The 14,092-nt window shown below is 68.1% G+C and carries 12 protein-coding genes, 1 pseudogene and 1 riboswitch; of the genes and pseudogenes, 2 read left to right on the top strand and 11 right to left on the bottom strand.

All coding sequences use genetic code 11. The annotated features are described in order from the left end of the window. Positions 1-262: pseudogene (locus ACU18_RS14505) on the bottom strand (ABC transporter ATP-binding protein); the annotation flags it as partial. Between the two features lie 52 nt (positions 263-314). After that, the gene (locus ACU18_RS14500; RefSeq protein ID WP_050686643.1) at positions 315-1,970 is read right to left on the bottom strand and encodes an ABC-F family ATP-binding cassette domain-containing protein; all 1,656 of its coding nucleotides are present in this window, start codon (positions 1,968-1,970) and stop codon (positions 315-317) included. 239 nt (positions 1,971-2,209) lie between these two features. Between ACU18_RS14500 and ACU18_RS14495 the strand changes: the two genes are divergently transcribed. Continuing rightward, positions 2,210-2,947: a hypothetical protein gene (locus ACU18_RS14495; RefSeq protein WP_050686642.1), complete on the top strand. Its 738-nt coding sequence runs from the start codon at positions 2,210-2,212 to the stop codon at positions 2,945-2,947. Then, positions 2,944-3,681 carry a hypothetical protein gene (locus ACU18_RS14490; RefSeq protein ID WP_050686640.1) on the top strand — a complete coding sequence of 246 codons (738 nt, stop codon included), beginning with the start codon at positions 2,944-2,946 and terminating at the stop codon, positions 3,679-3,681. Before ACU18_RS14495 ends, ACU18_RS14490 begins: the two co-directional genes overlap by 4 nt. Positions 3,682-3,914: 233 nt before the next feature. Here the strand turns inward: ACU18_RS14490 and ACU18_RS14485 are convergent, their stop codons facing one another. The 9 genes from ACU18_RS14485 to ACU18_RS14445 form a co-directional block, all read right to left on the bottom strand. Next, positions 3,915-6,959: an alpha-mannosidase gene (locus ACU18_RS14485; RefSeq protein WP_050686638.1), complete on the bottom strand. Its 3,045-nt coding sequence runs from the start codon at positions 6,957-6,959 to the stop codon at positions 3,915-3,917. Positions 6,960-7,089: 130 nt separating this feature from the next. Next, positions 7,090-7,968, bottom strand: coding sequence for a formate dehydrogenase accessory sulfurtransferase FdhD (fdhD, locus tag ACU18_RS14480; protein ID WP_050686637.1), 879 nt, complete (start codon positions 7,966-7,968; stop codon positions 7,090-7,092). 51 nt (positions 7,969-8,019) lie between these two features. After that, complete coding sequence (locus ACU18_RS14475) at positions 8,020-9,402, bottom strand: molybdopterin molybdotransferase MoeA (RefSeq protein WP_050686636.1); 1,383 nt, start codon at positions 9,400-9,402, stop codon at positions 8,020-8,022. Further along, positions 9,399-9,692 (bottom strand): DUF6457 domain-containing protein, encoded by a 294-nt coding sequence (locus ACU18_RS20270; protein WP_050686634.1) that lies wholly within the window; start codon positions 9,690-9,692, stop codon positions 9,399-9,401. The genes ACU18_RS14475 and ACU18_RS20270 overlap by 4 nt, the downstream gene beginning before the upstream one ends. Further along, positions 9,689-10,387, bottom strand: coding sequence for a molybdenum cofactor guanylyltransferase (gene mobA, locus ACU18_RS14465; RefSeq protein ID WP_050686632.1), 699 nt, complete (start codon positions 10,385-10,387; stop codon positions 9,689-9,691). The genes ACU18_RS20270 and mobA overlap by 4 nt, the downstream gene beginning before the upstream one ends. 62 nt (positions 10,388-10,449) lie before the next feature. Then, on the bottom strand, positions 10,450-10,950 hold the full coding sequence (locus ACU18_RS14460; RefSeq protein ID WP_050686630.1) for an HNH endonuclease: 501 nt from the start codon (positions 10,948-10,950) through the stop codon (positions 10,450-10,452). 289 nt (positions 10,951-11,239) lie between these two features. Beyond that, a complete protein-coding gene (locus tag ACU18_RS14455; RefSeq protein WP_050686628.1) occupies positions 11,240-12,034 on the bottom strand; it encodes an NlpC/P60 family protein in 795 nt (264 codons plus the stop codon). A 164-nt stretch (positions 12,035-12,198) separates the two neighbouring features. Further along, positions 12,199-12,897 carry a C40 family peptidase gene (locus tag ACU18_RS14450; RefSeq protein WP_050686626.1) on the bottom strand — a complete coding sequence of 233 codons (699 nt, stop codon included), beginning with the start codon at positions 12,895-12,897 and terminating at the stop codon, positions 12,199-12,201. A gap of 61 nt (positions 12,898-12,958) precedes the next feature. Beyond that, positions 12,959-13,133: riboswitch (cyclic di-AMP (ydaO/yuaA leader) on the bottom strand. A gap of 136 nt (positions 13,134-13,269) precedes the next feature. Then, complete coding sequence (locus tag ACU18_RS14445) at positions 13,270-14,091, bottom strand: M23 family metallopeptidase (RefSeq protein ID WP_050686650.1); 822 nt, start codon at positions 14,089-14,091, stop codon at positions 13,270-13,272. Position 14,092 lies beyond the last annotated feature (1 nt).

Raw genomic sequence — 14,092 nt, 5'->3', positions numbered from 1 at the left:
CGATCAGCACGGCCAGCCGGATGACCTCGTCAATGCCGGCCTTGGCCACGATGGTGTCCACCACCTGCCCTGCCAGGACGGGGGTGGCGACGGCCAGGAAGGCCATGGCCACGGACAGCAGCACAAAGGCCAGCAGCTTGCCGCGGTAGGGCCGGGCAAACGCGAGGACCCGCTTCAGGGTTGCCTTGGAGAACGGCTGGGAACCGCTCTTGGCCCGGGTGATGTTGTAAAGGGAGCCCCAGGCTACCCGTTCCATGCTCATGGTTGCTGCTCCGCGCCTAGATTGGTGGTGGTTCCCCCGGGGTGCTTCAGTTTCAGGAACTGCTGCCGGTGTGCTGCTCGGTAACCTTGCCGCTGTCCACGTCCCAACGTACATCCAACCGGACGTTCTCCAGCAGCCGCCTGTCGTGCGTCACCAGCAGCAGGGCGCCGTCGTAGCTGTCCAGGGCATCTTCGAGCTGCTCGATGGCCGGCAGGTCAAGGTGGTTGGTGGGTTCGTCCAGGACCAGCAGGTTCACCCCGCGCGCCTGGAGCAGGGCCAGGGCCGCCCGGGTCCGTTCGCCGGGCGAGAGGGAGTCCACGGGACGTGCCGTGTGGTCCGCCTTCAGCCCGAACTTGGCCAGCAGGGTGCGGACCTCCGCGGCGGTCAGGTCCACCAGGACGGATTCGACGGCGTCTGCCAGGGGCAGGTGCCCGGCCAGCAGGCCGCGGGCCTGGTCAATTTCGCCCACGGCCACCGAGGCGCCCATGGCTGCGTTGCCGGAGTCCGGTTCGATACTGCCAAGGAGCAGGCGCAGGAGCGTGGACTTGCCGGCCCCGTTGGGTCCGGTGATGCCGATCCGCTCCCCCGCGTTGAGCTGGAGGTTCACGGGCCCCAGGGTGAAGCTGCCCTGCCGGACCACGGCGTCGCGGAGGGTCGCCACAACGGCGCTGGACCGGGGGGCCTGGCCGATGGTGAACTGCAGCTGCCATTCCTTGCGCGGCTCCTCCACGGTGTCCAGCCGGGCGATCCGGGATTCCATCTGCCGCACCTTCTGGGCCTGCTTCTCCGAGGACTCCACGCTGGCCGCACGGCGGATCTTGTCGTTGTCGGGGCTCTTTTTCATGGCGTTCCGGACGCCTTGGGAGCTCCATTCGCGCTGGGTCCGGGCCCGGGACACCAGATCGGCCTTGGTGGCAGCGAATTCCTCGTACTTTTCGCGGGCGTGGCGCTTGGCCACCGCGCGTTCCTCCAGGAAGGCGTCGTAGCCGCCGTCGTAGACGGCCACGGAGTTCTGGGCCAGATCCAGTTCCACGACGGTGGTGACGCAGCGGGCCAGGAATTCGCGGTCGTGGCTGACCAGGACCACTCCGCCGCGCAGGCCGGTCACGAAGGCCTCAAGCTTGGCCAGGCCTGCGAGGTCCAGGTCGTTGGTGGGCTCGTCCAGAAGGACGACGTCGAAGCGGCTCAGCAACAGGGCGGCGAGCGCCACCCGTGCGGCCTGGCCGCCGGACAGCCCGGTCATGGCCGAGTCAGCACCAGCGGTCAGTCCAAGGTCGGCCAGGACCCCTGGAATGCGGTCGTCGAGGTCCGCGGCACCGGATGCCATCCAGCGGTCGAAGGCGCGCGCGTAGTCATCGTCGGCGCCGGGCGCGCCGGCACCCAGGGCCTCGGCAGTGGATTCCATCTCGATGGTGGCCTGCGCGCAGCCTGTCCGGCGCGCGATGTAGCCTGCCACTGTTTCGCCGGACACCCGTTCGTGTTCCTGGGGAAGCCAGCCCACAAAGGCGTCAGCGGGGGCCAGGCTGACGGTCCCCTCCTGCGGCTTGTCCACACCGGCGAGGAGCCGCAGCAGGGTGGACTTCCCGGCGCCGTTGGCACCCACCACGCCCACCACATCTCCCGGGGCAACGGTCAGGGAAAGATTGGCGAAAAGTTGGCGGTGGTCATGCCCGCCGGCAACATCCTTGGCAACCAGGGTGGCAGTCATCCGTGTGTCCTTTCGCCGGCGCATCCGCAACCGGATTCCTGCCTGGCAGCTGCCGGCAAAAGCCATGCGGTTCAGGCATTGCGGCCGCAGGACATAAAAGAACCCGCTGGTCCGGACTTGGGGGGTGTACGGACCAGCGGGCTCGACGTTCAAGCATAGTCGAAGCGGAGGCCTGCGTAAAATCCGAAGATTCCGGCAGGCTAAAATGGGTACACCGTCCGTTCTGCAGAGAGCTGTCCATGCCACTCCCCGCCAAGGCGTTCCAGCGCTGGCTGCAAGGCATCGCGCCCAACGCCAGCACCGCCGACGTCTGCAGGGTTTCCGGAATCAAGCGGACCACCCTCGCCCAGCAGCTGGTCCGGGGCAAGGTATCGGAAAGCACCCTTGTCAGCATCAGCCGCGCCTACAACATCGGCCCGGTCGCGGCCCTCGCGGATTTCGAGGCGTACCGCGAGCTGGCCGGCCCGCCCCGGCTGCCCACCCGGGGCGAACTGGTCAGCCAGATTTCCACCCCCGACCTGCTGCGGGCCGTGCTGTCGCGGACCGCGGTGGAGCCTGAGGGCGCAGCAGCCGGACTGCCACCGGCGCTCAGCCCGGCCCCGCACGCCACCTCGGTTAAAAACTGGGTTGATGCCATTGACGACGGCGAGGTGCGGCACCGCGTTTCAGCCGCCACCGGCATCGCCCCGCAGAACTACTCAGCCCAGCTGACCGCCAACCGGTTGACACCAGAGCTGGCCCTGGCCACTTCACAGGCGGCCGGGGTGGGGCCCGCAGGGGGGCTGGTTGCCACGGGCCTGGTTACGGAGGAGGAGGCCGGCTGGCCACCCGGGGCGCGGCAGGCAGCACTGGAGGGCATGTCCGACGCCGACCTGACCGTTTTGGCGGGCGAGCGGCTGCAGGCCCTCGGCAAGGTGCTGCGGCGCCAGGAGCAGGACCACGAGCAGGCAGAAAAGATCTGGGAGAACCTGGGATGATCGATATTCTTCAGTGGACAACGCTGGCCGTGTGCGGGCTGGTGGCCCTGGCCCGGATCCCCAGCGCCCTCCGGGGGGAAAACAGGTCGCTGTTTTCCATCTTTGCGCTGATGACCCTTGCCATCCTGCTCAGCATCGAAGCACCGTACGTGTGGATTGATGCGGCCCTGGGCGGCATCAACCTCACCAACCTGGCGCTGCGCTTCATCATTTTCGGAGCCGTGTTTTTTATCGGCGTACGGACCACCCGTGGGTTCGGCGCCGATGGTGCCTACCGGCTTTTGACCGGCCGGGTGGGGATGGCGGCCCTGCTGGCCATCTCCGTGGCGGTGGTGGGCGTGTTCCTGCTGATGGATACCACCGGTTCCTCGGCGGGCCTCTCGGCAGTCTCCGACAGGGACGCGCGGCACGCCATGCTGGCCGAGTACTACGGGGCGGCAGGACGGGCCTATCCCGCGTTTGTTGCCCTGGTCCTGCTTCCGGCCATGGTCCGGGCGGCCCTGGGCCGGCTGCCCGTTCCGGTGCGCTTTGCGGCTGCGCTCCTGGGCCTTGGCGCCATCGCCACTGCGCTGTCCCTGCTGTTCCCATTCCTGCCGCCGAATTCCGACGCCGTGGCCTTTGTGGTCAACTACACAGCCATCCTGTGCTTCGTTCTTGGCCTCGCGCTGATCTGGGCGGCAAAGGTCTGGACCCGGCGAAAAAGCTGCCGACGCAGGAAATATACCGAAAAGTAATCTCCCGACCTTTCACAAAATCATTAGAATGTGAAACAATCATGAATGTGTGAAGGTGGGGCGCAGCGCGTTTCTGAACGGGGATAAATTTCTTTAGCGTCGTTCGCCCCGGGGGCCTTCGCACACATTGGGGGGATGAGTGGTGGCGGCCGTTGGGGACCGCCCCCACTCAGCCTGTTTAAGGCTGTTTTGCCTTGCCGCGCTTCCGGTTGGCTGCGCGGCAAGGCAAAAAGTCAGGACGCGGGCATCTGCTGCCGGACGAACCGCAGCGTCACCAACTGGAAGGGACGCAGCCGGAGGCCGGCGCCGTCGGAGCCGGCATCCACGCCGGGAGCCTCAACGGGGCGTTCCAGCAGATCGACGGCCTGCACCGTGGTGCAGGGGAAGCCTGCCGTGATCCTGGCCGTGGAGCGCCGGCCCAGCGACTCGTACAGCCGCACCACCACGTCGCCTGAGCCGTCCTCGGCAAGCTTCACGGCTTCGACCACCACAGCGTCGTTGCTCACGGCCACCAGCGGCTCCACCGGCGCCGCCCCGCTGACCAGCCGGGGCACCAGGTTGGTCCGGTAGCCTTCCTGGACGGCGTCGGCGATTGCGGCACCGGGCCGGATGGTGACGGTGAACTCGTGGCGGCCGCGGTCCGCTTCGGGATCGGGGAACTTCGGAGCCCGCACCAGGGACAGCCGGACGGTGGTGGTGGTCCCGCCGTCGGCCCTGACGTTCCTGGTGACGTCGTGGCCGTAGGTGGACGAATTGGAGACCGCCACCCCGTAGCCGGGTTCGGCAACGTGGATCCACCGGTGGGCGCAGACTTCAAACTTCGCTGCTTCCCAGGACGTATTGGTGTGCGTCGGCCGGAAAACGTGACCGAACTGCGTCTCCGCGGCGGAACGGTCCGCCCGGACGTCCAGGCCGAAGCCGAGTTTGAGCAGCTTCTCCCGCTCCTGCCAGTCGACCGTGGTGGTGATGGACAGCGCGGGGCTGCCCGGGGCAAGGGTGATGTGCTGCGTTACCGGGGACGTGCCGGCCAGCCGCTCCACCACCACGCCGGCGTCCGGCCCGTGGGTGGACACCCGGACGGACGCCGCAGCCGTCAGCGGTGTGACATTGCGGCGGTAGAACTCATCGATGTCCCAGGCGTCCCATTCATTGGGGGTGTCCCGGTGCAGCTCCAGGAGGTTACCCGGCTGGCCGGGGGCGATGGCCTCACGGCCGCTGGCATGGTCCACCAGGGAGACCAGTAACCCCGCCCCGTCCAGCTCTGCCCTGATAACGCCGTTATCCAGGACGTAACTGCCGCCCTGGGCCTGGGCCGTCGCCGGCACGGGCACGATCGACCGTTCGGCCGCGCCCAGGGCCGGCACACCGTCCCTGGCGTGCGGTGCTGCGTTCAGCAGGAACTGCCGGCCGCCCTGGCCCAGCATCGCAGCAGCGGCTGCGGCGATGACGGCCTCCAGCCCGGCCGCGACGGCGGCGTAGTTGCGTTCGGCATCCTGGTGCACCCAGGCGATCGAGCTGCCGGGCAGAATGTCGTGGAACTGCTGCAGCAGCACCAGGCGCCAGAGGCGCTTGAGCTCGGCTGCGGGATACTCGAAGCCGCCATGGGTCCGGACCGTTGCGGTGGCGCACCAGAGTTCCGCTTCGCGCAGCAGGTGTTCACTGCGCCGGTTGCCTTTTTTGGTGTTGGCCTGGCTGGTGTAGGTGCCGCGGTGCAGTTCAAGGTACATTTCCCCCACCCAGACGGGCAGGTCCTGGTAGTCGTCCTCGGCCTGCTGGAAGAAGCTCTCCGCGGATCCCAGGCGTACCTTCGGGGACCCTTCGAGGTCAGCGGTGCGGGCAGCGGCTGCAAGCATCTCCCGGGTGGGTCCGCCGCCGCCGTCACCGTAGCCGAACGGCACCAGCGAGACTGAGCCGCGGCCGTGGTCGCGGTAATTGCGTTCCGCGTGGGCCAGGTCCGCTCCGCTGAGTTCGGAATTATAGGTGTCCACCGGCGGGAAGTGGGTGAACAGGCGGGTGCCGTCGATTCCCTCCCAGTTGAACGTGTGGTGCGGCATCTTGTTGGTCTGGTTCCAGGAAATTTTCTGGGTCAGAAACCAGCGGCTGCCTGCTTCTTTGACGATCTGCGGCAGGGCGGCTGAGTAGCCGAAGGAATCGGGCAGCCAGGCCTCCCGGCATTCGACGCCGAACTCGGCCAGGAAAAAGCTCTTGCCCTCGAGGAACTGGCGGGCCATGGCCTCGCCGCCGGGCATGTTGGTGTCCGACTCCACCCACATGCCGCCCACAGGAACGAACTGGCCCGTACGGACCTTCTCCCGGATGCGGGCGAAAAGTTCAGGGTAGAACTCCTTGATCCAGGAAAGCTGCTGGGCGGAGGAGCACGAAAACACAAAGTCCGGGTCCTCGTCCATCAGGGCCACCACGTTGGAGAACGTCCTGGCACACTTGCGGATGGTTTCCCGCACCGGCCACAGCCAGGCCGAATCGATGTGCGCGTGCCCGGTGGCCACCAGTTGGTGCGCGGATCCGTACGCGGGCCGGGCCAGGACCCCGGCGAGGGCCTCCCGTCCGGCGGCGGCAGTCCCGGCGATGTCGTCCGGATCCATCAGATCGAGCATGCGTTCCAGGGCGCGGAGGATTTCGTGCCGGCGGGGAAGCTCAAGGGGCAGCTGCGCCATCAGGCCCGCCAGGGTCAAGATGTCTTGCTGCAGCTCCCAGACCTCCTGCTGCAGTTCGGAGATCGCGATGCGTCCCAGCCGGTACTGCGGAGCCGTTCCGGCCGTCGCCTTGTCGCCGTAAGGAGTGGCCGCAAACGTCCACCCTTGCGCCACATCGGGGTTGGCTGCAGCCTCCACGTAGAAGTCCACCGCCATGCCGCTGCCCAGCAGCTTCAACGGGATGTACTGGTTGCGGGGCGAGATGGCCTTGATGATGCTGCCGTCTGCCCGCCAGGCGATGCCCTCGCACTGGAACCCCGGCACCTCGGTGGTGAAGCCAAGGTCAACCACCACCTCGACGGCGGTACCAGGCCCGGTGCCCCACGTTTCGGGGACCTCGCCCTGCACGCGCAGCCAGGTGGTCCCCCACGGCTTGCCCCAGGCGGCGTTGTGCTCCTGTGGAAGGAATTCCTGGCGCATGGCCTCCAGCGCGGGGACCGGCTCGTCCGGAACCTCCCAGCTGGTCAGCGTCAGCGGCAGGCTGCGGCTGTATACGGCGGGGCTGATGCGCTCACGCACGAACCTCTCAAGGCGGACTTCCGTGATCCGGCGGTCGTCATGCAATCTGGGTCCTCTTTAGCGCTGGGAAGTGGACCAAGATGTCCATTCGATGGATAAATCTACCGGGTGGCTTCGGTGATAGCTACCCCGGCACACGGGCCGCGGGTACGCCCGGGCTGCAGCTCCCGGGCCCTCAGGATGGCTGAACAGCAGCGCCGGGTGGGGCAATGCGGCCGGCCCCGGCATAGACGTTAAAGCTGGTGCCCCGGCTGAAGCCGGCCAGGGTCAGCCCGCTGGATTCCGCGAGCTCCACTGCCAGGGACGACGGCGCACTGACGGCGGACAGCACCGGGATACCGGCCAGGGCCGCTTTCTGGACCAGTTCAAAGGAGGCGCGGCCGGAGACCTGCAGGACCGTCCCGCGCAGCGGAAGGAGGCCTTCCCGGAGGGCCCACCCCACCACCTTGTCCACGGCGTTGTGCCGGCCCACGTCCTCCCGGACGCACAGCAGCCGGGCGCCGCCGTCGCCGTCGATGGTGAACAGTCCGGCGGCGTGCACACCGCCGGTGCGCTCGAAAACAGTCTGCCCTTTCCTCAGCTGGTCCGGCAGGGACGCCAGGACTTCCGCGGCCACGGTGAGCTGATCGCCGGCGGGGCTGTAGTGCGAGGACCGGGTCACCGCATCCACCGAGTCGGTCCCGCAGATTCCGCAGGCGCTGGAGGTATAGGACCGGCGTCCGTGGTCCGGGACGGTGACGTCCGGGCGGAGCTGGGCTTCGACCACGTTAAAGGTCTGGACACCGTTTTCGTCTTCGCCGGCGCAGAAACGCAGGGACGGCAGCTGTCCGGGCTCCCAGATGATGCCCTCGGAGACCAGGAAACCAGCCACGAGGTCAAAATCATCGCCCGGCGTGCGCATGGTGACCGAGTGGCTCAGGCCGCCCAGCCGGATCTCCAGCGGTTCCTCCACCGCCAGGATGTCCTCCTTGTGCCGCACCGGGAACTCGAGGGCAGCCGCTGAGCCGTCCAGGACATACCTGTGCACCTTGCGGCGCTGTGTCACCCTGCCCATGTCTGCTCCGTCCTGCTCATCGATCCATCATCCCAACGTGGCGGCCGGCGCTCAACCAAGGAGTGCGCTCCAGTCCACCGGGCCGGCCGCAGCTGGTTTTGCCGCCGGCCTGGCTGGCCGGGTGGCAGTCCTGGGTTTGGCTTTGGCCTTGGCGGCCGGGTCGGCGGGGGCCGGCAGGTCCGGACCCCAGGGCAGGGCGAAGGCCGGGACCGGTTCGCCCAGTTGGACCCCGTGCGGAGGCACCACCAGCACGCCGTCGGCGGCGGCGAGGCCGCGCATCATGCCGGGCCCGGTGTGCTGCGCGGGTGAGGCCATCCCATATACGAGCCGGAACGGCATCAGCCGGGTGCGCCCGGGCTCGGGTTCGATCATGGTTCCGCACGGCACCTCCTGCACCGGCGGCAGCGGCGCGTGCCCCAGCGCAGCCAGCAACGGCCCGCCCACGGTGGACAGCGCCAGCATGGCGGCCAGGGGGTTGCCGGGCAGCCCCAGGATAAAGCGGCCGTCGGGCAGTTCGGCGAGCACCACCGGGTGCCCGGGCCGCATCGCGATGCCGTCGATCAGCAGCCGGCCGCCCAGCCCGGCAACGGCTTTGCGGAGGTGGTCGGTGCCGGAGAGCCCGGTTCCGCCGGTGGTGATCACGACGTCGGCCGGCAGGTCCGCCGCACCGGCCATCTCCGGAACGTCATCCTCCAGGGCTCCCAGCCAGTCGTCGTAGGCATCGCCGATCCGTTGCCGGCCGCCGTCCATGCCGCCGAGCATGGCCACCGCCCCGGACAGTTGCGGGCCGAAAGTGTCGCGGACCTTGCCCGGTCCGGGCACGCCGTTGTGGACCACCTCACCCCCGGTCAGGAGCAGCCTGACCAGCGGTTTGCCCTGCACCTGCAGGGTATCGTGGCCGGCGAGGGCCGCCAGGGCGATGTGCGCGGGGTTCAGTGTCACACCGGCCTTCACCAGGACGTCTCCGGTCAGCGCTTCCTCACCGGCCTTGCGGATGTGCTGGCCGTTCCGGGGTTCGCCGGGCCGGGCCGCACGGCCGCTGGTGAGGACGGGCAGGCCGTCCTCGTCGCTGGTCAGCACGGCGGCCTCGGTGCGCAGGATTGCCTTGGCTCCGGGCGGGATGAGTCCGCCCGTGGCGATGGGGCTTGCCTGGTGGGGCGCCAGCCGGGTGCCTTGCTCCGCCAGGATCCACGGCCCGCTGCCGTTGACCGCCCAGCCATCCATGGCCGAGGAGGCGTAGTGCGGCATGTCCTGCAAGGCCACAATGTCCTGTTCCAGGCGCCTGCCCAGGGCGAGGTCCAGCGCCACCGGTCCGGCCGGAATCGGTGTGGCTGCGTCGAAGGCGGCCTGCCGCGCCTCTTCCCACGTGTGGGCAAGGCGTGTTGGCGGCTCCGTTTGCTCGGGCTCCTGCGTTTCCTGGTGGGCTTCGGTCATTCGCCGGCTGTCCCGGCGGCGTCCTCGGCATAGGCGACGGCCAACCCCCGGGCCACGGCCAGGACGGCGTCCATGGCTGCCGGATCCTGGACCTGGCCGGGTGCCGACGCCAGGCCTGCGGCGTAACCGGCAATAAACGTTGTCAGGGGCGCGGCCGGGCGGACCACCGAGTGCGCTGCTACGCCGGCGAGCGAGAGGACGGCGTTCACATCCACGTGGAAGCCCTCAAGTTCGTAAGCCTGCAACAGTGCCCGGCACCATTCCTCGAGGGTCTCTTCCTGGCTTTTCACGTGCTGCCTCCAAGGTAGCTGCGGCCGCGGGCGTCAGGGCCCGTATGTGGTTCCTGACCTTCAGCGGCAATTCCTAGTGCGGCGGCGTCGTCCCACGTATCCACATCTGCTGTGGAGCCGGCCGGGACAATGACGGGCTGCACGTCAAGACTAGCAAGGAGGGACCGGACCGAGCCGTTCGTCAGGCGGCCATCGGCGGCCAAGGCAGCGGCCGCCTTTTTTAGCCCATCTGTGCTGTAAAGGCCGGCCAGCGGCTGGTTGGTGCCGTCGGCTGCCCGGGCGATCACCCCCTGCTTTCCCGCGTCCGCCGCATCGGGGAGCGCCGCGCACAGCACCCGAACGGCTTCCGCGGCGTGCGGCATATCGCAGGCAAGCACCAGGACAAAAGCGGCCGGGGCGTGTGCGTGCGGTCCGGCCAAGGCTTCCAACCCGGCCAGGGCGTCCAGTCCGGCCGCGATGGCAGCTGCCGGCCCGGCAAAGGCCGGCTCCTCCCGGCAGGACTGCACACCGTCCGGCAGGGTTCCGGGGTCCGGCCCCACCACCACCCTGCGGGCCGCGCCGGAGGCTGCTTCGAGGGCACGGTCCAGGAGGCTGGCAGCGCCAAGAACCAGGTCCTGTTTGGGGGTTCCGCCCAGCCGGGATGACCTGCCGCCGGCAAGGATTACAGCATCAAATTCAACCGGGGTACCGTCCACTCCCCCAGCCTAGCCACGGACGGCTCCGCCCGCACAGCCGGTATGTGCTGCCGTGGCAGCGGTCAGGCAGCGCGCTCCGGCAACAGGAAGGGGTCCCAGGCGGGGGTCGGCTTTTCGAGTTCCTTGATCTGCCAGATGGCGCCGCGGGGCGGGGCAGGCACAAACCGCAGTTTCCAACCCATTTCGCCGGGCGTGTGGTCACCCTTGACGTTGTTGCAGCGCAGGCAGGCCGCCACCAGGTTCTCCCACGAGTCGGCTCCGCCGCGTGATTTGGGCTGGATGTGGTCTATGGTGTGCGCTGCCTTGCCGCAGTAACCGCAGGCATGTCCATCCCGGCGCAGCACCCCCCGGCGGCTTACCGCTGTTGACTGGTTATACCGGGGACGGATGTAGCGGTTCAGCAGGATAACGGAAGGCCTGCCCAGGATCTCCTGCGGACCCACGACGGGATCGTCGCCTTCGGCCACAACGCTTGCCTTGCCCGTGAGCACAAGCACCAGCGCCCGGCGGAAGGTGATAACCGCCAGCGGTTCATATCCAGCATTCAGAACGAGAGTGCGCATGCACGTACCTCCGGCCGCACCCGTCAGGGGCACGAGGGCCGGCTGCCCCCGGCGTGTCCGGGCTATGGATCGACATGACAAGAGTAAACAACGAAACGCGCTATCAACTAATTCCGGAGTTCACCGGTTCCGTGTCGTTGCGGCAGCTCCCTGCGGGGCGGCATCACATGGCAGGGCCTGGCGGCGGATGCACGAAGGACCCCCGCACCGTGGTGCGGAGGTCCTTCGGAGTGTGGCCTTTGGGCGGTTGACGCCGGCCGGGCCTGGGGTTCCCGGGAACCCGCTGGAATCAGCTGACGCGGATAAACACGGGGCCGGAGCCCACGTTGGCACTGAACACGATGGTCTGGTTGCCGTTGAAGCCGCCGTGAACTGCCTGGCCGTTGCCTGCGTAGACAGCGATGTGGGCCATGCCCGAGCCGCCGTTGGCGTAGTAGATCAGGTCACCGGGCTGAGCCTCGGCGGCACTCACGGTGCGGCCCAGGGAGAGGTAGCCTGCAGGCCAGTCGTGGAAGTTGATGCCCACTGCTGCGAGGGAGTTGGTGACCAGCATGGTGCAGTCCTGGACCACACCCAGCTGGGCGTAGGCGGCGGAGAGGATAGCCGCGCCCTTGCCGCTGGCGGGGGCCTGGGCTGCGGGTGCAGCCGCCGGAGCGGGAGCCGAGGCAACGGTGGCCGTGACCTTCGGTGCCGCAGCAGGCTGCGCAGCAGGGGCTGCGGCGGCGGGCGCTGCGGGCTCGGCTTCCTGGACGGTAACTTCGGGCTCGGGCTCAACAACGGGAGCCGGCGTGGTGGTCACGGCCGGCTTCTCGAAGGTGATGGCGATGGTCGAAGCGGCGGAGATGGGGGCGTCAACCGTCGATTCAACTTCCAGCCCGGACAGCGGCGCTGATTCGCGCTGGGTGCTGGCGTCTGCAGCGTTGGCTGCGATTCCGCTGGTGAGGACCAGGCCGGAAGCTGCGGCGATGACGGCAGCCTGGCGTCCGAAGACTCCGGCGTTGCTGCCGACAGCCTTGGCAATGACGGTGATCGAGTTGGTTTTGGTGACCTCGGCGCGATGCCGTGCGATTGCACGAGTAGTCATCAGTTCTCTCTTTCGTTGTCCCGGGCCCTGCTGGTGGGCAGGCCCGGGGCGTTGGCCGCGCCGGCATCTTGGGGGTATTCCGGCGCGTCCAGAACGGGGATTTGGTGATTGGCGTGAAGCGGTTTCGAGCAAAGAAAAAGTTCCCGGGGCCGAAGCCCCAGGAACTACTTGCCGAGCGTGTAGAACGAGGAGGAGCCCGTGGCTGCCACTGCGTGGAGCAGGGTGCCCTGGGAGGGGTTGAGCGCGCTGATCATCATGCCGTTGCCGACGTAGATACCAACGTGCGCGCCGCCATTCTGCATGACCAGGTCACCCGGCTGCGGGTTGGACGTGGGCGTCATGGCGTTCCAGGCATTCGTGCGGGGAATGCTGATGCCGGCCTGGGCGTAGACCCACTGGGTGAATCCGGAGCAGTCCCAGCCATTGGGGCTGGTGCCGCCCCAGACGTAGGGACGGCCGATGCCCGTGTAGGCGATGGCTGCGATGCCGGACGTCGAAGCCGCAACGGGCGCGGCCTTCTCTGCCGGCGCTGCTGCCGCGGCCGTAGCTCCGGCTGCGGCCGGGGCTGCTGCCGTTGCGGTGGCTGCGGGGGTGGCCTGCACTCGGACCGGCTCCGGCTTCGGCGCAGCAATGGTTGTGACCACTGTGCGTTCGAAGGAAACGGTGGCGGTGGGAGCGGCGGTGACTGCCAGCGCGGTCTGGGCGGTGCCGGACTCGGTGGAAGCGGACACTCCGGCAGTGGTGTCAGCAGCTGTGGCAGGCAGTCCCATGGTCAGGATCAGGCCCGACGCGGCGGCGAATACTGCCGCCTGGCGACCTACTGTCCCGGCATTGGCACTGACGGCTTTGGAAACACTGTCCAAAGGGCTGGTGCGAACCGTGAGCGCACGGTGGCGCGCAGAATTGTGGCGTGAAGACAAGAAGGTGGCCTCTCCCAATGCCTGCGAGGTGAGCTGTCGGATTCGGATGGGAGTCACCCGGCCGCGCTGCTTCCTGGGAAGCTTTGCGACTTAACCCCAAGGCCTTCGATACAGCTGAAGGCCAAAATTGGTTCCCCCGCCCCTGCCAGACGATGAAATGCGAACGGACCTTGAGCGGTGGCAGAGCTAGGCAATCCACTCAAGAGCGTCAAGTTCGGAAAACTTGACGCAAGTTAGACGGTACAGCAGTTTCGTTTCAATGTCACATTCAGGTCACGGCGGATCTCGGCGATCCGGTAGTGAACCATCATTTGACTAGAGCCAGCCGGTAGGATCGACGACTTCGCCGTTGACCTGGACCTCGAAGTGGAGGTGGCAGCCGGTGGAAGCGCCCGTGGTGCCGCTCAGGGCCACCACATCGCCGCGGGACACCGTCTGGCCTTCCTTCACAGTGAAGGAAGAGAGGTGGTTATAGGTGGTCTCCAGGCCATTGCCGTGGTCGATCACCACGCGGTTTCCACCGCCGTACTGGTGCCAGCCGACGAATGTCACGGTTCCGGTTGCAGCAGCAAGCACGGATGTGCCGCACTGGGCCACGTAGTCCTGGCCACGGTGGAAGTCGCCGTTGCCGCCGGTGATGGGGCTGACGCGGTAGCCGAAGGGAGAGGCAGTGGTGAGCGTGGCCAGCGGCGCAGCAAGGCTGCCTGCCGAGGCCGCCCGGGAGACGGCGCTGGCGGACTGGGCGCTGAGCAGCTGCTTGAGCTTGCCGTCCGGATCGGCCTGGGTCACCACAGCGGAACGGCTGAAGTCCAGCTGGGCGCCGGCTTCTGCGGAGATCCGGGGCTGCGGGGTTACTGCGGCGGCAGCCACGGGGGTGGCTCCGGGTGCGTCGGTTGCAAGCACGGGGCTGGTGGCCGGGACGGTCACGGTAAGGACCAGGCCCGTGGCAGCCAGGGCGATGCCGGCTTTCTGGCCCATGCCGCTGGCCGACGCGAAGTCGGTGATCTGCCGGAAGGGACCCCTGCGGCGGCGCGCGTCGCGGTGGAAATCGCGCGGGCGCTCCGTGCTGGTGGCTTCAGCTGCCCGTGGCGCCGAAGCGGGGACGGCCGCACGGCGGCGTCCCCTGGAGGTCTGCATG

It is taken from the genome of Arthrobacter sp. ZBG10 (genome assembly GCF_001238605.1).
Classification (GTDB): domain Bacteria; phylum Actinomycetota; class Actinomycetes; order Actinomycetales; family Micrococcaceae; genus Arthrobacter.
Note: the sequence above shows the minus strand (reverse complement) of the source record. Positions and strands in the feature narration are given on the sequence as shown.

Bases quoted from the DNA above. Each gene is read 5' to 3' on its own strand.
- ACU18_RS14500 (WP_050686643.1), bottom strand. From the start codon at position 1,970: ATGACTGCCACCCTGGTTGCCAAGGATGTTGCCGGCGGGCATGACCAC.
- ACU18_RS14495 (WP_050686642.1), top strand. From the start codon at position 2,210: ATGCCACTCCCCGCCAAGGCGTTCCAGCGCTGGCTGCAAGGCATCGCG.
- ACU18_RS14490 (WP_050686640.1), top strand. From the start codon at position 2,944: ATGATCGATATTCTTCAGTGGACAACGCTGGCCGTGTGCGGGCTGGTG.
- fdhD (WP_050686637.1), bottom strand. From the start codon at position 7,968: ATGGGCAGGGTGACACAGCGCCGCAAGGTGCACAGGTATGTCCTGGAC.
- ACU18_RS14475 (WP_050686636.1), bottom strand. From the start codon at position 9,402: ATGACCGAAGCCCACCAGGAAACGCAGGAGCCCGAGCAAACGGAGCCG.
- ACU18_RS14460 (WP_050686630.1), bottom strand. From the start codon at position 10,950: ATGCGCACTCTCGTTCTGAATGCTGGATATGAACCGCTGGCGGTTATC.
- ACU18_RS14455 (WP_050686628.1), bottom strand. From the start codon at position 12,034: ATGACTACTCGTGCAATCGCACGGCATCGCGCCGAGGTCACCAAAACC.
- ACU18_RS14445 (WP_050686650.1), bottom strand. From the start codon at position 14,091: ATGCAGACCTCCAGGGGACGCCGCCGTGCGGCCGTCCCCGCTTCGGCG.